The sequence below is a fragment of the Mesorhizobium sp. B3-1-9 genome (assembly GCF_006439595.1).
Classification (GTDB): domain Bacteria; phylum Pseudomonadota; class Alphaproteobacteria; order Rhizobiales; family Rhizobiaceae; genus Mesorhizobium.
Map to the genome: position 1 here is coordinate 293,376 of NZ_VFTJ01000007.1, position 22,587 is coordinate 315,962.

18 protein-coding genes are annotated in these 22,587 nt (G+C 64.4%); 14 read left to right on the forward strand and 4 right to left on the reverse strand.

Annotated elements, in window-relative coordinates:
- Positions 1-25 precede the first annotated feature (25 nt).
- The gene (locus FJW07_RS15905) at positions 26-1,174 is read left to right on the forward strand and encodes an efflux RND transporter periplasmic adaptor subunit (RefSeq protein WP_140857446.1); all 1,149 of its coding nucleotides are present in this window, start codon (positions 26-28) and stop codon (positions 1,172-1,174) included.
- Positions 1,175-1,290: 116 nt separating this feature from the next.
- Here the strand turns inward: FJW07_RS15905 and FJW07_RS15910 are convergent, their stop codons facing one another.
- Positions 1,291-2,157 (reverse strand): LysR substrate-binding domain-containing protein, encoded by an 867-nt coding sequence (locus FJW07_RS15910; RefSeq protein ID WP_246680775.1) that lies wholly within the window; start codon positions 2,155-2,157, stop codon positions 1,291-1,293.
- Between the two features lie 125 nt (positions 2,158-2,282).
- On the opposite strand from FJW07_RS15910, the gene FJW07_RS15915 reads away from it, so the two are divergent.
- From FJW07_RS15915 to FJW07_RS15955, 9 genes are all read left to right on the forward strand, one after another.
- Positions 2,283-3,074, forward strand: a complete 792-nt coding sequence (locus FJW07_RS15915; protein ID WP_246680771.1) for a 2OG-Fe(II) oxygenase — start codon at positions 2,283-2,285, stop codon at positions 3,072-3,074.
- Positions 3,075-3,171: 97 nt separating this feature from the next.
- Positions 3,172-3,861 (forward strand): GntR family transcriptional regulator, encoded by a 690-nt coding sequence (locus tag FJW07_RS15920; RefSeq protein ID WP_140857450.1) that lies wholly within the window; start codon positions 3,172-3,174, stop codon positions 3,859-3,861.
- A gap of 26 nt (positions 3,862-3,887) precedes the next feature.
- Positions 3,888-4,991 carry a mandelate racemase/muconate lactonizing enzyme family protein gene (locus FJW07_RS15925; protein WP_140705143.1) on the forward strand — a complete coding sequence of 368 codons (1,104 nt, stop codon included), beginning with the start codon at positions 3,888-3,890 and terminating at the stop codon, positions 4,989-4,991.
- A gap of 1 nt (position 4,992) precedes the next feature.
- Positions 4,993-6,177, forward strand: a complete 1,185-nt coding sequence (locus tag FJW07_RS15930; RefSeq protein ID WP_140857452.1) for a mandelate racemase/muconate lactonizing enzyme family protein — start codon at positions 4,993-4,995, stop codon at positions 6,175-6,177.
- A 237-nt stretch (positions 6,178-6,414) separates the two neighbouring features.
- On the forward strand, positions 6,415-8,076 hold the full coding sequence (locus tag FJW07_RS15935; protein WP_140645107.1) for an ABC transporter substrate-binding protein: 1,662 nt from the start codon (positions 6,415-6,417) through the stop codon (positions 8,074-8,076).
- A 119-nt stretch (positions 8,077-8,195) separates the two neighbouring features.
- Positions 8,196-10,550 (forward strand): molybdopterin guanine dinucleotide-containing S/N-oxide reductase, encoded by a 2,355-nt coding sequence (locus tag FJW07_RS15940; protein ID WP_140857454.1) that lies wholly within the window; start codon positions 8,196-8,198, stop codon positions 10,548-10,550.
- A gap of 12 nt (positions 10,551-10,562) precedes the next feature.
- Positions 10,563-11,516: an ABC transporter permease gene (locus FJW07_RS15945; RefSeq protein ID WP_140657718.1), complete on the forward strand. Its 954-nt coding sequence runs from the start codon at positions 10,563-10,565 to the stop codon at positions 11,514-11,516.
- Positions 11,513-12,394, forward strand: coding sequence for an ABC transporter permease (locus tag FJW07_RS15950; RefSeq protein ID WP_140785339.1), 882 nt, complete (start codon positions 11,513-11,515; stop codon positions 12,392-12,394). Before FJW07_RS15945 ends, FJW07_RS15950 begins: the two co-directional genes overlap by 4 nt.
- Complete coding sequence (locus FJW07_RS15955; protein WP_140857456.1) at positions 12,387-14,420, forward strand: ABC transporter ATP-binding protein; 2,034 nt, start codon at positions 12,387-12,389, stop codon at positions 14,418-14,420. Before FJW07_RS15950 ends, FJW07_RS15955 begins: the two co-directional genes overlap by 8 nt.
- Before the next feature lie 6 nt (positions 14,421-14,426).
- Here FJW07_RS15955 and FJW07_RS15960 read toward each other — a convergent pair whose 3' ends face one another.
- On the reverse strand, positions 14,427-15,335 hold the full coding sequence (locus FJW07_RS15960) for a LysR family transcriptional regulator (RefSeq protein ID WP_140857458.1): 909 nt from the start codon (positions 15,333-15,335) through the stop codon (positions 14,427-14,429).
- A gap of 128 nt (positions 15,336-15,463) precedes the next feature.
- On the opposite strand from FJW07_RS15960, the gene FJW07_RS15965 reads away from it, so the two are divergent.
- The 3 genes from FJW07_RS15965 (at position 15,464) to FJW07_RS15975 (ending at position 18,870) form a co-directional block, all read left to right on the forward strand.
- Positions 15,464-17,122, forward strand: coding sequence for an ABC transporter substrate-binding protein (locus FJW07_RS15965; protein ID WP_140857460.1), 1,659 nt, complete (start codon positions 15,464-15,466; stop codon positions 17,120-17,122).
- A gap of 2 nt (positions 17,123-17,124) precedes the next feature.
- A complete protein-coding gene (locus FJW07_RS15970; RefSeq protein ID WP_140857462.1) occupies positions 17,125-18,015 on the forward strand; it encodes a DUF427 domain-containing protein in 891 nt (296 codons plus the stop codon).
- Positions 18,016-18,105: 90 nt separating this feature from the next.
- Positions 18,106-18,870, forward strand: a complete 765-nt coding sequence (locus tag FJW07_RS15975; RefSeq protein WP_140857464.1) for an SDR family oxidoreductase — start codon at positions 18,106-18,108, stop codon at positions 18,868-18,870.
- A 75-nt stretch (positions 18,871-18,945) separates the two neighbouring features.
- Here FJW07_RS15975 and FJW07_RS15980 read toward each other — a convergent pair whose 3' ends face one another.
- Complete coding sequence (locus tag FJW07_RS15980; RefSeq protein WP_140857465.1) at positions 18,946-20,304, reverse strand: NAD(P)/FAD-dependent oxidoreductase; 1,359 nt, start codon at positions 20,302-20,304, stop codon at positions 18,946-18,948.
- 261 nt (positions 20,305-20,565) lie between these two features.
- Here FJW07_RS15980 and FJW07_RS15985 point away from each other — a divergent pair, with 261 nt between their 5' ends.
- Positions 20,566-21,288 carry an XRE family transcriptional regulator gene (locus FJW07_RS15985; protein WP_140657734.1) on the forward strand — a complete coding sequence of 241 codons (723 nt, stop codon included), beginning with the start codon at positions 20,566-20,568 and terminating at the stop codon, positions 21,286-21,288.
- Between the two features lie 249 nt (positions 21,289-21,537).
- On the opposite strand, the gene FJW07_RS15990 is transcribed toward FJW07_RS15985, so the two are convergent.
- Positions 21,538-22,578, reverse strand: coding sequence for a DUF3445 domain-containing protein (locus tag FJW07_RS15990; RefSeq protein WP_140857467.1), 1,041 nt, complete (start codon positions 22,576-22,578; stop codon positions 21,538-21,540).
- Positions 22,579-22,587: the final 9 nt, after the last annotated feature.

Here is a 22,587-nt window from a genome sequence, read left to right on the forward strand (position 1 = left end):
GGCTGAATAAGGATTGGAGATCAAAATGCGTAGATGGAAAATCGCTTTGGGGACGGCCGTCGCGCTGGGCGCGATCTCGGTGGCAAGTGTCCACCTGCTCGACATGGGCAATCTCAGCGGAGGCACGGCGGGCGCCGCGCCCGCGCCGGCAGCCTTCGTCATGCCGGTGCCGGTGGTGAATGTCGTGAAAAGGACGCTGCCGATCTATCTCGACTACGCCGCGCGGGTCGAGTCGATCCGCAGCATCACGCTGCAGGCGCGCGTGCCGGGCTATCTGCAGGAGCAGACCGCGGCCGACGGCAGCGACGTCAAGCAGGGCGATATGCTCTACCGAATCGCGCCCGATGACTATCAGGCCGCGCTGGACCAGGCGAAGGCCCAGGTGCAGCGCGATACCGCGACGCTCGACTATGCAAAATCCAATCTCGGCCGCGGCACCGATCTTGCCAAGGCCGGTTACCTCGACAAGGACAGTTTCGACCAGCGCACCAGCAATCTGCGCACGGCGCAAGCCGCCCTTGCCGTCGACCAGGCGGCGGTGCGGACGGCCGAGCTCAATCTCGGCTATGCCGAGATCAAGGCGCCGTTCCCGGGTCGTATCGGCCGCAATCAGGCCTCGGTCGGCACGCTGGTCAGCGTCGCCGGAACGGTGCTCAACACGATGGTGCAGCTCGATCCGATCTATGTGACCTTCAATCCGAGCGAGACCGACCTCGTCCAGATCGAGCAGGCGAAGGCCAATGGTCCGATCGCCGTCGACGTGCTCCTGCCTGGCGAGACCCAGCCCAGCCAGAAGGGTGAGCTCACCTTCATCGACAACACGATCGACCACTCGACCGGCACGATCACGGCGCGCGCCACGATCGGCAACGCCAAGTTCACGCTGCTGCCGGGACAGTATGTGCGGGTGCGCCTGCATGTGAAGGAACAGCCCAACACGCTGATGGTGCCGCAGGTGGCGCTGGGTTCCAGCCAACTCGGCAAGTACCTCTATGTCATCGGCAAGGGCAACACCGTCGACCAGAAGCTGGTGTCGCTTGGGCCCACCGATGGCGACCTGATTTCCGTGACCTCCGGAATCTCCGAGTCCGATCAGGTGATCACGGGCAATCTGCAGAAAATCGGACCCGGAATGCCGGTCTCTCCCTTGCCGCAACCGAAACCGGCCAGCTGATAACCCCCATCAGTTTCCGGTCCGACGGCGCCCTCGACACCCACGTCGAGGGCGCCGTTTTTGCTATGAGGGTTCAGGCGGCTCCCGACGCTGGCTCCGTGCGCGGCTTAGTGGAATTACTTGCCAAGCAGCGCGACCAATCCCGCAACATCCGCGCGTTCCGCCTTCGCCGGCAGCATGAAGGCGCAATAGGGCTGGCCGAGACGAACCGAGACGGACGACAGCGCGATCAATCGGCCGGCTTCGAGATCCGCGGTCGCCATTGCCTTCTGTCCCAAAGCTACCCCCAGCCCCAGCCGCGCCGCGCCGATCGCCAGGCTGGACAGGCCGACGCGGCGGCCATGCGAAGGGTCCGGCGCGCGGCTGCCGCCGGCGGCGGCGAACCAGTCCGCCCAGCTCGGGTGCGAGGCATAGTTCGGCCCCCAATTGGTGTGGATGAAGTGGCTCTCATGCACGTCCGCCAAGCTGGCGGCGCCATTGCCGTGACGCTGCCAGAAATCGGGCGCGGCGACCGGCAGCACCTCGTCATGAACGAGCCGCACCATCTTCAACGCCGGATAGTGGTAGTCGCCATAAGAGATGCGCAGGTCGATGTTCTGGCGCACCACGTCGACTGGATCGTCCTCGACCCGGACATCGATCGCCATCCGCGGAAAACCGTCGAGTAGCACGCCAAGCCTCGGCGCCAGCCACAGCTCGGCCAGCGAGAACGGCACGCTCACCACGAGGCGCATGCGCAAGCCGCCTTCCAGCATGCGCCGGCCGACCGCCGCGATCTCGCCCAGCGCGTGCGCCGTCTGCGGATATATGGCGTGGCCGGCATCGGTCAGCGCGATGCGATTGCCGTTGCGCATGAAGAGCTGCTTGCCGAACCAGCCTTCCAGGTTGCGGATCTGCTGGCTGACCGCGGCCGACGACACGCCGAGCTCGCTTGCGGCGAGCGTGAAGCTGCCGGCGCGCGCGGCGACCTCGAAAGTCCTCATCGCATTCAATGGCGGAAGCTTTTCCACATTTTCCTCGAAAGTTTTTCTTGAGAGAGCCTAACAATTTTCCGCGTTGCTGCAAAGATTTCCTTGCGGTGTAGTGACCTCAGATTTCGGAGGACGCTATGATCGAAAACATTCTCGACCTAGACCGCTACCCGCTCGACCGCGAAGGCAGTGCCGAATGGCAGCGGCTGGTGGACGAGTCCAAGGCCGCGCTGGCGGCAAACGGCATGTTCAACCTGGAAGGGTTCCTGCGCCCGGGCATTGCCGAAACGGCGGTCGCCGAGATCCGGCCGGTGATGGACACGCGCTCGCATGTCCACAGGCGCATGCACAACATCTACTTCAAGCCGTCGATCCCGGAGCTTTCGCCGGACCATCCGGCGCTGCGCAAGGTCGAGACGATCAGCCATACGGTCTGCGCCGACCAGATCCCGGGCAGCACCGTGCTTTCAATCTACGAATACCCGCCGCTGGCGCGGTTCCTGGCGGCGACGATGGACAAGCCGCAATTGCATGTCATGCAGGATCCGCTGGCCCGTGCCAACGTCATGGGCTACCGCGCCGGCGAAGCGCTCAACTGGCATTTCGACCGCTCGGAATTCACCACGACGTTGTTGCTGCAAGCCCCGGAGGTCGGCGGCGACTTCGAATACCGCACCGACCTGCGCTCGGACGACAACCCGAACTATGACGGCGTGGCCAAGCTGCTCGAGGGACGCGATCCCGAAGCCAAGATCCTGCGCATCAATGCCGGCACGCTCAACGTCTTCCGCGGCAAGAACACCGCGCACCGCGTGACCACCGTCGAAGGCAATCGCGAGCGCATGATCGCGGTGTTTTCCTATTACGAACGTCCTGGCGTCATGTTCACCGATGAGGAGCGGATCGGCTTCTACGGGCGAGCGGCTTGAGCTGCCGGTTCAAAAATCCGGAATTCACGGAAATCGGCTCTTGTTAGATTGTCGACAATCTGCTTGTCTTGCAGAAGTTCCTCTCGGGAGTCGACACATGGCAAAGCCGGATTTCAGTCCGATCGCGGATACGACGCGCAGGGCGGAGATCGTCGCCCTGCTGAGGCGCGCCATCCTGACCGGACAGCTGGAACCGGGGCAAAAGCTCAACGAGCTCAGGATTTCCGAACAGATGCGGGTGAGCCGCGCGCCATTGCGCGAGGCGATGCGCGAGTTGGTGCAGGAAGGCATCCTGACCAGCATCCCCTATGCCGGAACCTTCGTCATCGAGGTCACCGCCAAGGATATCGTCGACGCCTATTCCCTGAACCAGGTGCTGGACGAGTTCGCCATCGAGAAGACCTGGCCGCAGCGCGACCAGCGCTTCTTCGACGAGCTCGACCGCCGCCATGAAGCGGTGAAGCAGGCGACGCGGGCGAAGGACACCACGCGCCAGATCGAGATGGCGCTGCAGCTGCACGGGCTGATCTACGAATGGGCCGACAATTCGGTGCTGCTGGAGACCTGGCAGCGCCTGACCAGCCGGCTGCAGATGTATTTCGCCCTGCACCAGCGCGCCCGCAACGAGCCAGTGCCGGCCGAGGATGTGCACGAAACCTATGTGGCGCTGATGAAGGGCTCGGACATGCGCGCCGCCCAGCGCCATGCGCGCGAGCATATCGGCCTCGATTTCGAAGAGCTTCTTGCCTATGCGCGCGGCCTCGAAAAGCGCGCATCGAAGAACTGACAGACGTACGGACAACGGACACGAACATGAAGATCAAGAGCATCAAGGCCTATCATGTCGTCCAGCCCTTCGTGGACGGACCTTACCGCATGTCCAAGGGGCGCGTTGCCGACTGCTTCGACGCGGTGATCGTCGCCATCACGTCCGACAGCGGCGTGACCGGATGGGGCGAGATGGCGCCGCTCGGCAATTTCTATTCGGCCGCGTTTCCGGCGGGAACACGCGCGGGCGTGCCGGAGATCGCGCCGCATCTCATCGGCCAGGATCCGCGCGGGCTGGCCGGCATCGGCCGGCTGATGGACACGGTGTTCAAGGGCCATCCCTACATCAAGTCGGCGCTCGACATGGCGTGCTGGGATCTCGCCGCCCGCGCGGCCGACGTGCCTCTGGTGACGATGCTCGGCGGGCGCGAGAGCGACATGGCGGAGACCTACCGGGTCGTCACCCACGGCACGCTCGACCAGATGTCGGCGCTGGCCAAGCGGATCATCGCCGAAGGGTGCCGGCGCCTGCAGGTCAAGGTCGGCGGCAATGTGCATGACGACATCGAGCGGGTCACGGCGGTGGCCGCCGCCGTGACGAAGGGCACGGTGATCTTCTGCGACGCCAATGCCGGCTGGACGCCTTACCAGGCGCGGCAGTTCGCCGACGCCACGCGAGGCATCGACTACACGTTCGAGCAGCCCTGCACGACCATCGAGGAGAACATGTCGGTGCGCCGCATGCTCGACAAGCCGATGGTGCTGGACGAATCCGTCACTTCGCTGGGCGAAATGCTGGAGATCCACCGCAGGGGTGCCGCCGACGGTTTGACGCTGAAGATTTCGCGCTTGGGCGGGGTGACGCAGACAAGGCTGATCCGCGACGTTGCCGTCGATCTCGGCTTCATGATCACGGTCGAGGATACGGGCGGCGCCGAGATCGACACCGCGGCCATGGCGCATCTGTCGCTGTCGACGCCGCAAGAGCGCCGGCTGCATGCGATCGCTTTCCACGAATGGGTGACGGTGCGCACCGCCAGGAATGCTCCGCCGGTGACCGGCAGCCATATGGGCATTCCCGACGGCGCCGGCCTCGGCATCGACGTCGACCCGGGCCTGCTCGGCGAACCCTTCTTCGAGATCGGCTGAAATGAAGATCAGGCGCGTCAAGGCAACACCGATCAATTACAGGCTGGAGGCCCCTTATATCTGGGTCTTCGGCGAGCTCGACGGTTTCTCGCCGACCATCGTCGAGGTCGAGACCGAGGACGGACTTGTCGGCATCGGCGAGGCGCCGACGCCAGGCGCGGCCGCCGTCATCAATGACGTGCTGGCGCCGAGGCTTGCCGGGCGCGACGCCTTCGACATCGCCGGAGCGGAGGAAGTCTGCCTGCCCTTCTGGAGCGGCGTGCAATCGACCAACGACCGCATCCGCATCATGGCCTTCGGCGCCATCGAGATGGCGCTGTGGGACCTGCGCGGCAAGGCCTGGAAGCAGCCGCTCTATCAGTTGCTCGGCGGTGCGATGCGCAAGGACATTCCCTTCACCGACTATTTTTCGCTGCGCGGCGATGGAGCCAAGGTGAAAGGCGAGAAGACGCCGGAAGAAGTCGCCGACTACTGCGTCGAACTCAACGAGCGCCACGGCACGACCTTCTTCGAGGGCAAGTTCTCGACGCACGATCCGAAAGTTTCGCTGAAGATGGTCGAGCTCATCCGCAAGAAGCTTGGCGACGATGCGATGATCCGCATCGATTCCAACCAGGCCTATTCGCTGGCGACCGCCAGGCAGTTAACGCGGCCGCTGGAAGAGCTCGGCGTGCGCAACTGGGAGGATCCGGTGGCGACCAACGAGGAGATGCGCGAGCTTCGCCGCCACACCTCGATCCCGTTCTCGACCCATAACATCGACATTGCCCGCGCCATTGAGCTGAAGGTTCCGGACGCCTTCGTCGGCAACCCGACGGCGCATGGCGGCATAAACCGGATGCTGCGCTTCGTCGGTGCCTGCGAGCACGCCGGCATCGATTACTGGTGCTACAGCGGCGACACCGGCATCGGCAGCGCCTGCTACCTGCATCTGTGCGCCGCGCTCGGCTGGATCAGGGAGCCCAACCAGTCGCTGTTTCGCATGCAGCCGATGGACATCATCGAGGAAGGCCCGTTCGCGCCGAAAAACAACGTCGTACGGGTGCCTGAAGGCCACGGCCTCGGGGTCACGCTGTCGCGGGAACGGCTTGCCGCCTGCCATCGCGACTTCGTCGAAAACGGCCCCTGCAACAAATATCACGACCCGGAAAAGCCCGGGACCTACCGCAGATTGCCGCTGAATTAGGAGGATGTCGAAAAGTAAACAGGACTTATCGAAAAAAGGGCGGCCACGGGCCGCCTGGCCGACAGACAATCCATCAAGAAAATCTGACTTTTCCGTCCCAAGGAGCGGATGGACCGGTCGGAACCGCATGCTACTGTATATCGACCGATACCGAGTGCCTGGACCGGAGAACTCCACGGAACTCGTCTACTGGAATGCACCCGCCAACCATAACAACTGGGGAAAGGGCTTAGACCCATGAGCAAGAACTATCGCATTCTCGATCTGATCCGGCGCGGCCGGACGCCACTCGAAAACCACCTCATCGACGGCCTGATCGACGGCCGCATCAGCCGCCGCGAATTCGTGCGCCACGGCAGCCTGCTCGGCCTGTCGCTGCCGCTGCTCGGCCGCATCGGCATGGCCGCCGGCTTCGGCGCAGCACCCTCGCTCGCTCGCGCCGGCGCGCCCGGCGCCACTATCCGCGTCGGCAGCAGCGTGCCGGCAGCGGCGATCGACCCGGTCACCATCGCCGACGCCGGTGGCCTGCTCGTCATGCAACAGGTCGCGGAATTCCTCTGCGTCGACGGTCCGGACCTCGTTCTGAAGCCGGCACTGGCGGAAAGCTGGTCGCCGAACACCGACGGCACGGTGTGGACCTTCAAGCTGCGCAAGGGCGTGAAATTCCACTCGGGCGGCGAGATGAAGGCCGACGACGTGGTGGCCAGCATCGACCGGCTCGCCGATCCGGCAAACTCGTCCAACGCGCTGTCGGTATTCACAGGCATCCTGCAGAAGGGCGCCTCGAAGAAGGTCGATGACTACACCGTCGAATTCCACCTCGATGCGCCGAACGGCAACTTCCCCTACATGCTGTCGTCCGACAACTACAACGCCGTCATCATCCCGGCGAGCTACAAGGGCGGCTACGAGCAGAGCTTCGACGGCACCGGGCCGTTCAAGCTCGAAAAATACACGCCCAAGGTCGGCGCCTCCTTCGTGCGCAACGACGACTACTGGGGCGAAAAGGCTCTGCCGGACCGCACCGAATTCACCTTCTTCACCGACATCCAGCCGCAGATCCTGGCGCTGCAGGGCGGCCAGATCGACATTATCAACCAGATGCCGGTGCTGGCGGGCGTCGCGGTGCTGAACGATCCGAATGTCGACGTCATCAGCCTGAAGTCGTCCGCGCATCAGCAGCTGCATATGCATTGCGACGAGGGCCCGACCAAGGACGCTCGCGTGCGCCGCGCCATCGCGCTCTGCCTCGACCGTGAAAAGCTCGCCGCCGGCCTGATGAAAGGGCGTTCGGCACTCGGCAACGATAGCCCATTCGCCCCTGTCTACCCTTCGACGGACACCAGCGTGCCGCAACGCAAGCAGGACATCGCCCAGGCCAAGCAACTGATGGAAGCGGCGGGCGCCGGCCAGGGCTTCAAGATGACGCTCACCACCGAGCGCTATCTGGAAATCCCGGAATACGCCCAGCTCATCCAGAACTGGGTCAAGGAAATCGGCATCGAGCTCGAGCTCAACATCTTGGACCAGAGCGCCTATTATGGCGATGCCGTGTTCGGCAAGTCGAACTGGCTGGATTCGGCGATGGGCATCACCGATTACGGCCACCGCGGCGTGCCCAACGTCTATCTGGCGGCACCCTTGAAGAGCGACGGCACCTGGAATGCCGCCCACTTCAAGAACAAGGACTACGACCAGATGGCGGCGAGCTATATCGCGGCCCTCGACCTCGAGGCGCAGAAGGCCACGGCCGGCAAGATCCAGAAGCTGCTGCTCGAGGAAACGCCGGTCATCTTCGGCTATTTCTACGACTACCTGACGGCGACGGCGAAAGGCGTGGCGGGCGTGCAGCCCACCGCCATGTCGCAGTTGTTCCTCGAGAAGGCGTCGAAAGGCTGAGCATGAGGCAAGCATAGATCCCGCACCGCCAGTCTCGAAGGGGGCTGGCGGTTCGCGGCCGGTCGGAGCAGGGCGACAAGGCACCCTGCCCCGACCGTCGTGGCTGGATGATGCGTCCCATGGGAACCGCAACCCTGCTCACCACCATGCATTGGGGGACGTACGAGATCCGCGCCGAGAACGGCCGGCTCGTCGGCGTCGAGCCGTGGAGCGGCGATCCCGACCCGTCGCCGATTGGCCGATCGATGCTCGGCACGGTGCAAGGCGAGCTGCGCGTCGCCCGCCCGGCCATCAGGCGCGGCTGGCTGGAGGGAGACAGGTCCAGCCCGGCAAGCCGGCGAAGCGACGAGCCCTTCGTGGAAGTGTCCTGGGAAATCGCGCTGGACATCGTGGCGGCTGAGCTGGAGCGCGTTCGCTCGACGCATGGCAACAGCGCGATCTATGCGGGCTCGTATGGATGGGCGAGCGCCGGGCGCTTCCACCATGCGCAGGGCCAGGTCCACCGCTTCCTCAACACGATCGGCGGCTATACCGGCTCGGTGCTGAGTTATTCCTATGGCGCGGCCGAGATGATCCTGCCGCATGTGCTGGGCAGCACCGACGCGCTGACCGGCAACCACACCACCTGGGACGGAATCGAAGAACATGCCAAGCTGATCGTCGCCTTCGGCGGGCTGCCATGGCGCAACACGCAGGTGCAGGGCGGCGGCTCGGCGCGGCACGAGGCGTCGGCGGCCTTGCGCAACGCCGTCGCCAATGGCGCACGGTTGATCAATGTCTCGCCGGTGCGCGACGACGCGCCGCGCGGCATCGACACCGAATGGCTGCCGCTGCGGCCGAACAGCGACACCGCCGTGATGCTGGCGCTTTGCCATGCGCTGATCGGCAAGGGTCTGCACGACGAAGCGTTCCTCGCACGCTATTGCACCGGCTTCGACATCGTGCGCGCCTATCTCATGGGCGAAAGCGACGGCCAGCCGAAGGATCCGGCCTGGGCGGCGAAACTCAGTGGCGTCGACGCGGCGACGATCGAAGCACTCGCCGGGGAGATGGCCGCCAAGCGCACCATGCTGATGGTCAGCTGGTCGCTGCAGCGCGCCGATCATGGCGAGCAGCCCTATTGGGCGGCGATCACGCTCGCCGCGTTGCTCGGCCAGATCGGGCTGCCAGGCGGCGGCATCGGCTTCGGCTATTCGTCGACCAATGGCGCCGGCAGGCCGGAGATGGGATTCCGCTGGCCTTCGGTGCCGCAGGGCAAGAATGCCGTAGCGCATTTCATCCCTGTCGCGCGCATGGCCGACATGCTGCTCAATCCAGGCGGATCGTTCGACTTCAACGGCGCTGCGCTGACCTATCCCGACATCAGGCTCGTCTACTGGGCCGGCGGCAATCCGTTCCACCACCACCAGGATCTCAATCGTCTGGTCGAGGCCTGGCGGCGGCCCGAGACGGTGATCGTCAACGAGCAATTCTGGACGGCGACGGCGCGTCATGCCGACATCGTGCTGCCGGTGACGACAGCGCTGGAGCGCAACGACCTCGCCTTCTCGAACCGTGAAAACCTCATCGTCGCCATGAAGCAGGCGATCGAGCCGTTCGAAGAGGCGCGCGACGATTTTGCCATCTTCGCCGATTTGGCAGTGCGGCTCGGCACGAGCGATGCCTTCACCGAAGGGCGCGGCGCCGACGAATGGATCCGGCATCTCTACGGCCAGGCGGTGGAGAATGCCGGCGCGGCCGGTGTGAAGATGCCGCCCTTCGACCGGTTCTGGCAGGACGGCCATGCCGAGCTTGTGCGCTCGGTGACATCGCAGACCTTCCTTGGCGCCTTCCGGGCCGATCCGGAGCGGCATCCCTTGGCGACGCCGTCCGGACGCATCGAGCTTTTCTCGGCGACGGTCGAGTCGTTCGGCTATGACGACTGCCCCGGCCACGCCGTATGGCGCGAGCCGCGGGAGTGGCTGGGCAATACCGGCCTGGCGGAGAATTTTCCGCTGCATCTCTTGTCGCCGCAGCCGGCCGACAAGCTGCACAGCCAGTACGACCATGGGTCAGTCAGCCGAGCGAACAAGGTCGCGGGCCGCGCGCCGCTGCTGATCAATCGCGAGGACGCGACGGCACGCGGCATCGTGGACGGCGCGGTGGTCAAAGTTTCCAATGATCGCGGATCGTGCCTCGCCGGCGCCGTGCTCACCGACAGCCTGATCCCCGGCGTCGTGCAGCTGCCGACCGGCGCCTGGTTCGATCCGGCCCGGCCGGGCGAGCCGGAGGGCCTCGAAAAGCACGGCAATCCGAATGTGCTGACGCCCGATCGCGGCACGTCGCGGCTTGCGCAATCGCCGACCTGCAATTCGACGCTGGTTCAGGTGTCGCGGTTTACGGGAGCCGTTCCGCCCGTGACAGCCTTCGATCCGCCTGCCACTATGAGCTTGTCCGATGCATCCGGCTCGGCTGGGCGCAAAGGTCTTTCGTAAGGAGACGCTGCCATTCTAGCTTTCCTCGTCCGGCGCCTGGCACTGTCGCTCGTCACGCTGTTCCTGCTCAGCGTCATGGTGTTCCTTGGCGGCCAGGTGCTGCCTGGCAATGTCGGGCGGGCCATTCTGGGGCCGTTCGCCGACCAGCGCGCGGTGGATGCGCTGAACCATTCGCTCGGCGTCGACCGGCCGCTGCTCATCCAATATGGCAGCTGGATCTGGAATTTTCTGCACGGCGACATGGGCACCTCCTATGTCTTCCGCGCGCCGGTGGCGCCGTTCGTCATCGATGCCTTGGGCAATTCGATGAAGCTGGCGCTGGTCGCCTTCGTGCTGGTGGTGCCGATCGGCATCCTCGGCGGGGTGATCGCCGCGCTCAATTTCAACCGGCCGCTCGACCGCATCATCAGCCTCGGCGGCCTGTCGGTCACGGTGCTGCCCGAGTTCGTCACCGGCATCATCCTGATCCTGATCTTCGGAGTGTGGCTGCGCTGGCTGCCGATCGCCGCCGCCTGGCCGAAAGGCGCCGGCTTCTTCACCCAGCTCTATTATCTCATCCTGCCCTCGCTGCCGCTGTTCCTGGTGCTGTTCGGCTATATCGCGCGCATGGCGCGCTCCGGCATGATCGAGGCGCTCGATTCCGACTATACGCGCACTGCGGTGCTCAAGGGCCTGCCCTGGCGAACGGTGATCTGGCGCCATGTGCTGCGCAACGCGCTGTTGCCGACCATCACGGTGATCGCCACCCAGACCGGCTATCTCATCGGCGGCCTGGTCGTGATCGAGACGCTGTTCCGCTACCAAGGCATCGGCTCGCTGATCTTCACCGCCGCGCGCGGCAAGGACTTCCCGATGCTCGAAGCCGGCATCCTCACCATCGGCATCGTCTATGCGGTGGCGACCTTGATCGCCGACTTCCTCTATTCCGTGCTCAATCCGCGCATCCGGCTGGGAGCAGAGCAATGAGCGCGACAGACACCCAAGCCAGCCTGCCGGCGCCCGATACCGCACAGCGCAGCCCTTGGGGCGAAGTGCTGCATTCGCTCTCCAGGTCCGGCACCTTCCTGACCGGGCTTTTCATCCTTTTGTTCTGGGTTGTCTGCGCGCTGTTCGGCCAGCACTTCGTCCCCTACGACCCGCTGGCAAGCGACATCATCAACGCGCTGACGCCGCCGGCGGCCGATCACTGGTTCGGCACCGACCAGCTCGGCCGCGACGTGTTCTCGCGCGTCATCGTCGGCTCGCGCGACATCCTGACGGTAGCGCCGCTGGCCACCATCCTTGCGACCATCGCCGGCACCGCGCTCGGCCTCGTCATCGGCTATTTCCGCGGCATCGTCGACGACATCGTCAGCCGCGTGCTCGAAGCCTTCATGGCGATCCCGGTGGTGATCATCGCGCTGCTCGCCATCGTCGCGCTCGGCACCTCGAAGATCACCGTCATCGTCGTCATCGGCCTGAGCTTCGCGCCGATCATCGCCCGCACCGTGCGCTCGGCGGTGCTGGCCGAACGCGAGCTAGACTATGTGGCCGCGGCAAAGCTGCGCCACGAGGGCGCGCTGCACACCATGTTCGTCGAGATCCTGCCCAACGTCATCCCGCCGATCCTGGTCGAGACGACGGTGCGGCTGGGCTACGCCATCTTCGCGGTGGCCACGCTCTCCTTCATGGGCTTCGGCATCCAGCCGCCTTCGCCCGACTGGGGCCTGTCGATTTCCTCCAATTACGGCATGATCGGCGGCGGCTTCTGGTGGACGGTGCTGTTCGATGCCCTGGCCATCGCCTCGCTGGTGATCGGCGTCAACCTGGTGGCCGACGGCGTGCATGGAGCGTTCAATGACTGAGCCTAGCCAAGCCGCCAACGCGCTCGAGCTGAAGGACCTCTCGGTCGCCTATCGCGTCGGCCGCCGCAACCGGGCGGTGCTGCGCAACGTCAACCTGACCATCGGGGCCGGCGAAGCCTACGGGCTGGTCGGTGAATCCGGCTGCGGCAAATCCACCGTGGCACTTTCGGTGGTGCGCTATCTGCCGCGCAACGGCTCCATCACCGGCGGCTCGATCGCGCTCGACGGCAAGGATGTGATGAAGCTCGACGCGGAAGCGCTCAGGCGCGCCCGCGCCGACAGCGTGTCGATGGTCTACCAGGATCCCGGCAAGGCGCTGAACCCGTCGCTGCGCATCGGCCGCCAGCTGACCGAGATTTTCGAGCTTACCGGCGTCACCGGACAGGCGGCGCAAGACAAGGCGCTCGCCATGCTGAACCGGGTGCGCATCTCCGATCCGGCCAGCGTCATGCAGCGCTATCCGCATCAGCTTTCCGGCGGCATGCAGCAGCGCGTGGCGATCGCCATGGCCTTGGCCAACGACCCCTCGATGCTGATCCTCGACGAGCCGACGACGGGCCTCGACGCCACGGTCGAAGCGGAAGTGCTCGACCTGATCGGGCAGTTGCGGCGCGAGCTGTCGGCCTCGATCCTGTTCATCAGCCACAACCTCGCCGTCGTCTCCAACATGTGCGACCGCGTCGGCGTGCTCTATGCCGGCATGCTGGTCGAGGAAGGCTCGACCAAGGACGTCTTCAACGATCCGCGCCATCCTTACACGGTGGCGCTGCTGCGCTGCCTGCCGCGCGGCGGCCAGCGCAAGGACCAGGGCCGGCTCGACACCATTCCGGGCTTCCTGCCCGGCATCGGCGCCACCATCACCGGCTGCGCCTTCGCCGACCGCTGCGCCTTGGCCACCGAACGCTGCCGCGCCGAGCCGCCGCCACTCTACGAGCTCGGCGATGGCCGCCTGTCGCGCTGCCACTATCACGACCAGGCGCAGTCGCTGCCGCGCGCCACGCCCGCCGAGATCGCTGCCGTCCCGCCGAAGCAGGCGCCGCCGGTGCTGCAGGTCGAGGGGCTGAACAAGACCTATGCCAGCCACGGCCGCCCGCTGCGGGCGGTGAAGGACGTCTCGGTCAGCCTGAGGCCCGGCGAGACTCTTGGCCTGGTCGGCGAATCCGGCAGCGGCAAGACCACCTTCGCCAGGCTCCTGCTCGGCCTCGTCGCACCAGACGACGGCGGCTCGATCGAGCTCGAGGGCAAGCAGTTGGCGCCGCGGCTCGCCAGCCGCTCGGAAGACCAGGTCAAGGCAGTGCAGATCGTCTTCCAGAATCCGGACTCGGCGCTCAACCGCTCGCATTCGATCCGGCATATATTGAGCCGAGCCCTGAAGCGGCTGGGCGGGCTCAGCGGCAAGACGCTGGATACACGCCTGGAAGAGCTCGTCCGCTCGGTGCGGCTCACCGACCGGCATCTCGCGGTCAAGCCGCGCCAGCTGTCGGGCGGGCTGAAGCAGCGCGTGGCGATCGCGCGCGCCTTCGCCGGCGATCCGCGCATCGTCGTGTGCGACGAGCCGACCTCGGCGCTCGACGTATCGGTGCAGGCGGCGATCCTCAACCTTCTGGCCGACCTGCAGTCGAGGCAGGATGTCAGCTATATCTTCATCTCGCACGACCTTGGCGTGGTGCGCTATCTTTCCGACAAGATCGCCGTGCTCTATCTTGGCCGCATCATGGAGTTCGGGCCGTCGGAGGCGGTGTTTTCCGGCCCGCACCATCCCTACACCGAAGCGCTGCTGTCGGCGGTTCCAAAACTCGACCGCACCGAGAGCTCGCGCATCCGTCTCGACGGCGAGATCCCAAGCGCGGCCAACCCGCCGACGGGCTGCGTCTTCCATACGCGCTGCCCACGCAAGATCGGCGCCATCTGCGAGACGCAGGAGCCTGACCTCACCGAGGCCCAGCCAGGCCACACGATCCGCTGCCATATCCCCTTCGCGGAATTGGCACGGCTGCAGAGGTCAAAGACCGTGGAGACGGCCTGACGGCAATCAGGGCACCGGCACATCCGCCATGCTGAGGGCGCGGTCGCCCTCGGCAAAGCCGCTTGCGTTCGACCAGTCCCTTACCAGCATGCGGAGGCCTTTCAGCGCAATGTCGAGAGCATCGGACGATGCCGGATTGGCGGGATAGGCAAGATAGATCGGGCGCTGGAACACCGGCGTGCCCTCCACGCGCTTCAACTCGCCGCGCTCGATATGCGAGCTGACCGCGCTGAGCGGCAAGTAAGCGGCCGCCTTCTGCGACAGGACGTGCTGCAGGCCGATGAACACCAGCCCGGCCGAGATCGCCGGCTTCACCATGCCGGCAAAGGCACGGTCGTGCTCGATACGGAACTCCAGCCCCCAGTCCATCAGGATGTAGTTGTCGGTCCACGATCCTGGCTGCTCGGCGTGCTGGACGAGCACCACCTGATCGACAGCAAATGTCTCATAGACGATGCCGGGATGCGGCTTCGGCAGATAGAGGATGCAGATGTCGAGCAAGCCCTCGGCGATCTGGTCGACCGCCAGATCCGGGAAACTGCCTTCCAGCCTGAGCGCCACATTCGGCCGCTTCGCCCGCATCCATTCGATCCAAGGCGAAGTGATGCTGTCCCAGAGGTAGGCGGGCGCGGTCAGTCTCAGCAGCGTTTCGTAACCATCGGGAACGGCGATGTCCTGGCGCGATTGCTCCCAGGTGCGGGTGATCGTCGAGGCATGCGGCAGGAACTGCCGGCCGGCCGGCGACAGCGTGACGCCGTCACTATCGCGAACGAACAGCTTGCGGCCCAACTGTTCCTCGAGGCCGCGAATGCGCGCGCTGACGGTGGACTGGGCGAGGTTCAGCCGATGAGCGGCGACGGTGAAGCTGCCATGCGCCGCGACCTCCAGGAAACTGCGCAGATTCTCGGTGTCCATGGTTCCTCACCTCTCCAGTGGATCGCCATCGAAAATTCCGATGACTCCAATCAAAAAATATCGCTTTCCGGTCGCGGTCAACAGTGGCCTAAATGCCAAAGCTCCCGCGACAAACAAGGAATGCCGCCATGCCGAAGCATTTCAGGACGATCGACGCCGCTCGCAAAACCCTCGGCGCAATCGAAAATTCCGCTATCGACGAATTGCTCGCCGGCAGGATCGGCCGGCGCGAATTCCTGCGCCATGGCAGCGTGCTCGGCCTGTCGCTGCCTTTCCTCGGCGGCATCGCTTCGGCGATCGGCCTCGGCGCTCCGCAAGCGCGCGCCGAAGGCAAGCCAGGCGGCACAGTGCGCGCCGGCGTCGCGGTGCCGGGCGGCGCCATCGATCCCGTCACCTTCTATGACAGCGGCAGCTATCAGCTGGTTTTCCAGACGGCCGAGTTCCTGTGCGTGACGCAGCCGGACCTGACGCTGAAGCCGGTGCTGGCCGAAAGCTGGTCGCCCAACGCCGATGGCAGCGTGTGGACCTTCAAGTTGCGCAAGGGCGTGAAATTCCACAATGGCGAGGATTTTAAAGCCGACGACGTCGTGGCGACCTTCGATCGCCTTGCCGACCCGAACGGCACGTCCAACGCTCTGTCGGTGTTCAAGGGCCTGCTGTCGAAGGGCGGCACGCGCAAGGTCGACGACCACACGGTCGAATTCCATCTCGACGCGCCGAACGGCAGCTTCCCCTATTCGGTGTCGATCGACAATTACAACGCCGTCATCCTGCCGGCGAGCTACAAGGGCGACTACGAGAAGACCTTCGAAGGCACCGGTCCGTTCCGGCTCGAAAGCTACACGCCGAAGGTCGGCGCCAGCTTCGTGCGCAATCCCGACTATTGGGGCGAGAAAGCGCTGCCCGACCGGCTCGAGTTCAAGTTCTATGCCGACGTGCAGCCGCGCATCCTGGCGCTGCAGGCGGGCGAGGTCGACGTTCTCGACGCGATCCCGCTCGACGTCAGCCAGGTGGTGCTGGGCAATCCCGACATCACCGTGCTGCGCGTCGCCTCGACCGCGCATCGCCAGCTCCATATGCGCTGCGACATGGCGCCCTTCACCGACAAGCGCGTGCGCCAGGCGCTGGCCTTGTGCATCGACCGCTCCCAACTGGTCGACGGACTCTGCCGCGGCATGGCCGCGACCGGCAATGACAGCCCGTTCGCGCCGGCCTTCCCGGTCACCGACAAGTCGGTGCCGCAGCGTACGCAGGACATCGCCAAGGCCAAGCAACTGATGGAAGCGGCGGGGCTCGCCAACGGCTTCGACATGACGCTGACGACGCTGCGCTATTCCGACATTCCCGGCTACGCGCAACTGTTCCAGAACTTCGCCAAGGAGATCGGCGCCCGCATCTCGCTCAACATCGAGGATCAGGACAAATATTACGGCAAGGCGGTGTTCGGCCAGTCGGACTGGCTGGACAGCCCGCTCGGCATCACCGACTACGCGCACCGCAGCGTGCCGAACGTCTTCCTGAAGAGCCCGTTGGTCAGCGACGGTCCGTGGAACGCGGCGCATTTCAAGAACGCGACCTATGACGGCATGGTCGCCAGCTATTTGAAGGCGCTCGACCTCGACTCCCAGCGCAAGGCCGCTTCCGACATCCAGAAGCTGCTGCTGGACGAGACACCTGTGATCTTCAGCTATTTCCCGGACCTTCTGGTGCCGGTGCGCAAGAATGTCAGCGGCCTGCCGCCGATCGCCGCCGGCCTGCTGCTCGATCGCGTATCGGTGGCGTCATGACCATGGCTGCGCGAAAGAACCCGGCGGCAAACGACGAGAAGAGGACGACGACCATTCGCAAGCCCCATCTGCGCGGCCGCGGGCCGCATTTCCCGGTGCTCGACAACATCGTGCAGTACGAGTTCGAACCGGGCTATGTCGCCTTCACCATGCCCTCGCCCAAACGGATCAGGGTGCAGATCGGGCCGATGATCGTCGCCGATACCACCAAGGCGCTGGTGTTCCAGGAGAGCGACCATCTGCCCGTATACTACTTCCCGATGAGCGACATGCGGGAAGAGTTCCTGCTGCCGAGCCGGACGACGACCGAAGACCCGTTCAAGGGTGTCGCCACGCATTATTCGCTGAACACCGGCATCACGCTGGTCGAGGACGGCGCCTGGCGCTACCTCGACCCCGTCAAGGGCTGTCCGCCGATCGCCGACTACATCTCTTTCTACTGGCCGAAGATGACCCACTGGTATGAAGAGGACGAAGAGATCTTCGTGCACGCCCGCGATCCGTTCCGCCGCGTCGACTGCCTGCCTTCATCGCGGCGCGTGCAGGTGATCCTCGACGGCGAGCAGGTGGCCGATTCGCGGCGCGGCGTGTTCCTGTTCGAGACCGGCCATCCGGTGCGGCATTATCTGCCGATCTCGGACACGCGGCTCGATATGTTTTCGCCCAGCCGCTACATCTCGCGCTGCCCCTACAAGGGCATCTCCAACTATTACCATGTGACGACGCCGAAGAAGCGACACGAGAATCTGGTCTGGTACTATCCAGAGCCGGTGCACGAGGCCGAGCGGATCAAGGGGCTGGTCTGCTTCCACCACGAACTGGTCGACAAGATCCTGGTCGACGGGGTGGAAATCCCGAAGGAAGCGACGGCGGCATCGGACGGCTATTTCTGAGCTTCGAGGCGCGCCGGCGCAGCCATCTCAGGCCGCTTGATCGAGACACAGTTCAGCGCATACCTTCCCGGCAGTCAGGGAGGGCTAACAATGGATCTTTTCAAGCTGAATGGCGACGTGGCGCTGGTCACCGGGGCCGGCAGCGGCATCGGCCAGGCCATCGCGATCGGGCTGGCGGAAGCAGGCGCCGACGTCGCCTGTTTCGGCCATGCGTCCAAGGGCGGGCTTGAGGAGACTGCTCACCGGATCACGGCCCTTGGCCGCAAAGCGTTGGTGCTGACCGGCACGGTTACCTCCGAGAGCGACCTCGCCTCGGCGATCGACCGCGTCGAGGCAGAGCTTGGCGCGCTCACTGTCGCCGTCAACAATGCCGGCATCGCCGGCTCCGACCCTGCCGAGACATTGTCGCTGGAGACGTGGCGCAAGATTCACGATGTCAACGTGGCGGGCGTGTTCTTGTCCTGCCAAGCTGAAGCGCGCAAGATGCTGACGCGGCAAAGAGGCTCCATCATCAACATCGCCTCGATGTCGGGCACCATCGTCAACCGGGGACTGACGCAGGCGCATTACAACTCCTCCAAGGCCGCCGTCATCCACATGTCGAAGAGCCTCGCCATGGAGTGGGCCGATCGCGGCCTGCGCGTCAATGTCATCAGCCCCGGCTACACGTTGACGCCGATGAACAAACGGCCCGAGGTGGCGGAAGAAGTGAAGGTTTTCAAACGCGACACGCCCATGGGTCGCATGGCGGCGCCGGAGGAAATGGTCGGACCGACCGTGTTCCTGGCCAGCCGCGCGTCCAGCTTCGTGACCGGCCTCGACCTGATCGTCGATGGCGGCTACGTCTGCTGGTAGATCGTGTGGGGTGTCCCGAGAGACACCCCACACATTTTGATTTCACATCGGGAGCGTTGGCGTGAGCGCGCCGTCCTACTCGGCCGCGACCCCTTTCACCTCGAGATAGCTCTCCATGGAATCGTCCAGCGCCTGCAGCCAGGGCGTATGGTGGACCGGCGCCATGGTGCCGGTCATCAGCGAGCGGTAGGCGTTGTCGCGGAAGGTCATGATGTTTTCCATCTTGTGGTGCTCCCACTCCATGAAGGTGCGGTTGACCGCCTCGACGTCGAAGCCCGGATAGTCGGTCTGGTCCATCAGTTCCTTGGTGTAGTCGCCTTGGAACCAGATCATCTGCTCGGCATCCTCGAGCGTCTCTTCGCGCGCGCGCCACTTGGCGCCGTGCTCGGCCATCGCCTGGGCCGACGGCAGCTTGATGCGGCCCATGATGACGTCGCGTGCGTACCAGGCCTGCGCGTCGAACATGTTGAAGGTGTAGAACTGGTCCTGCATGCCGATGTAGAAAAGCTTCGGGTTCTTCTCCCAGACGACGCCCTCATAGAGATCGAGCGGCCACATGCGGTTGGCGGTCTTGAGCTTGAGGTCGTCGGTCAGGAACGGGAAGGAATGCAGGTAGCCGGTGCAAAGGATGATGGCGTCCACGTCCTTGGTGGTGCCGTCCTTGAAGTGCGCCGTCTTGCCGACGACCTTCTGCAGCAGCGGCACTTCCTTCCAGTTCTCCGGCCATTTGAAGCCCATCGGCTTTGAGCGGTAGCTGGAGGTGATCGATTTGGCGCCGTATTTGTAGCATTGCGAACCGATATCCTCGGCCGAGTAGGAACGCCCGATGATGAGGATGTCCTTGCCCCTGAACTCCATGGCGTCGCGGAAATCATGGCTGTGCAGGATGCGGCCGTTGAAGGTCAGGAAGCCTTCGAAGAACGGCACGTTGGGTACCGAGAAATGGCCTGAGGCGACGACGACGTTGTCGAACTCTTCAGAGTAGGTCACATCGTTGCTGCGGTCATGCGCGGTGACGGTGAATTTCTTGGTGTCGTCCGAATAGGTCACCATGCGCACCGGGCTGTTGAAGCGCACCCAGTCGCGCAGGCCCGATTTCTCGACGCGGCCCTTGATGTAATCCCACAGTACGGCGCGCGGCGGATAGGAGGCGATCGGCCGGCCGAAGTGCTCCTCGAACGTGTAGTCGGCGAATTCGAGGCATTCCTTCGGGCCGTTCGACCACAGATAGCGATACATCGAGCCATGCACCGGATCGCCATGCTCGTCGAGGCCGGTGCGCCAGGTGTAGTTCCACAGGCCGCCCCAGTCGCTCTGCTTTTCGAAACAGACGATTTCCGGGATCTCGGCACCCTTGTCGGCAGCCGACTTGAAGGCCCTTAGTTGCGCCAGACCGGACGGTCCGGCGCCGATGACGGCAACACAAGATTTCATTGCGGGCCTCCTCTTTTTTGATTTCCCCAGCGAAACAAATTTCACTCACAGTGACAGTAATTGGGTCTTCGGTGCTGTCAACAAACATCTGCGGCAACGACGTTTGCGTGAAACGGTTTTTGTGCGCAAAAGCCGTGGCGTTCGCGTTCCAGCCATCGGTCCCCTGCGACACTCGTCGGCTTGCAGTCGCGGTTGCGCTCTTGTATCGCCACCGCATATGTTCACCTTGAGTGAAATAAATCCGCGAGAGTCGGGGGCGACATGGCGAACAAGAATTCCGGCACCAGGTCCACCGATGCGGCAGCGAAGGGCAAGGCGCCGTCGAAGCGCGTTTCGGCGGACGGGCGCACGATCCGCACGCCGCTGACGCAGAATCCGCACGCCATCCGCGACACGCGCGAAAAAGTGCTGGAAGTGGCGATCGGCCATGAGGTTCGCGCGTTCCGCAAGAAGCTCGGCATCACCGTCGCCGATCTCGCCACGGCAACAGACATTTCGCTCGGCATGCTGTCGAAGATCGAGAACGGCATCACCTCGCCATCGCTGACGACATTGCAGGCGCTGTCGCGGGCACTGGGCGTTCCGGTGACCGCCTTCTTCCGCCGTTTCGAGGAAGAGCACAGCGCCGTCTTCGTCAAGGCCGGCGAAGGCGTCGACGTCGAGCGGCGCGGCACGCGCGCCGGCCACCAGTATAATCTGCTCGGCCACATCGGCGCCAACACCAGCGGCGTCGTCGTCGAGCCCTATCTCATCACGCTCACCGAGAATTCGGACGTGTTCCCGACCTTCCAGCATGCCGGCATGGAGTTCCTCTACATGCTCGAGGGCGAAGTCGTTTACCGGCACGGCAACAATCTCTATCCGATGAAGCCGGGCGACAGCCTGTTCTTCGACGCCGACGCGCCGCACGGACCGGAAGAGCTGACGCAGCTTCCGATGCGGTATCTGTCGATCATCTGCTATCCGCAGAACAGGGCCGGGTGATTGGCTGATCTCGCCCTTACCGCGTTCGTCATTCTAGGGCGAAGCAAGGAGCGAAGCGACGCGCGCAGACCCTAGAATCCATGCCGCGACGCTAAAGCGTTGCAACGGTTACGGAATTCCGCGCCCTTGCACCCTACACCCGAGGTCACGGCATGGATACTCGGGTCAAGCCCGAGTATGATGACGTCATGGGGGTTTCGGCCAATCTCCAACGTCGGCGCCGGGGCGCCCAAGGCGGAGATCAGCGGTTCAGTCCGGTCCAAATCCCGGACTGGTCGGGCTGCCGTCATCCAGTTTAGACAGCCACTCGACCAGCGTCGACCTGTACCGCGTCAGGCCCTTGTAGGTGGCGAGCTCTTCCGGCAGGTCGCGGATGACGCGGTGCAGGCGGCGCGCCCATTTCGGCTGCGTCACCAGCTCGTCCATCTTGATCAGGTAGCAGCGGATCGGGAAGACGATGCCGTTGGAGCGCGGCAGACGCCAGAAGCTCTGCAATTCGACGCGCAGATGCACCTTGTCGCCGACATTTTCGGGCGTGACGGTGGCGCGGTCCGGACCCCATTTGTGATAATTCTCAGGGCTGGTGTCGAGGCGCGGATTGATGGTCATCGTCCAGTTGAGGCGCCTGGCCGGCTTGCCCTGCTGGATGTTGGTGAGGAATTTCAGCGCGCGGGTGAAGATGCCCTTCTCATGCGCCAACGGCACGGGCGCGTGCCATTCGAAGAAATTCATGCCGATGTCGAAGTCGAGCGACCAGTCGGCCTGGGTGGTGACCATGCCGGCATCCATCCACAGATTGCCGTCGCGCTGGTCGAGGATGCAGAAATCGCCCTGGCTCTGGCGGGTGATATACTCCATCGGCCCGTAGGGCAGCGTCGAGGTGTCGCCGAAGGTGAAGGTGTCGTCGATGCCGAGGGGACGGTTGATCCAGCGCCAGCGGTCGCCGTTTCGCTCCAGTGTGAAATGCTCGGGATATCCCAGCGCCTGCTGCTCCATCAGAAGCTCGAGCAGGTCCCAGCCGGCCAGCGTCATGTGCGGCAGCGACTGGCAGCGCAGCGGATCCTCGGCCAGCACCAGCGCGCGGTCCTGCATCTCGGCGACATAGTGCTCGTCGACGTCGATCAGGTTTTCGAGCACGCTGCCCTTCGGCCCGACGACATGCGGCTCGATGTTGACCGCATACATGTAGGCATCTTCGTTGAACGGGAACGGAAAGCGCCTGATGTGCTCCGGGCTGTTCTTGAAGGTGAAGTCGTCGCGAAAAGTTTCCTTGCGAAAGGTGATGCCCATTGACGCCTC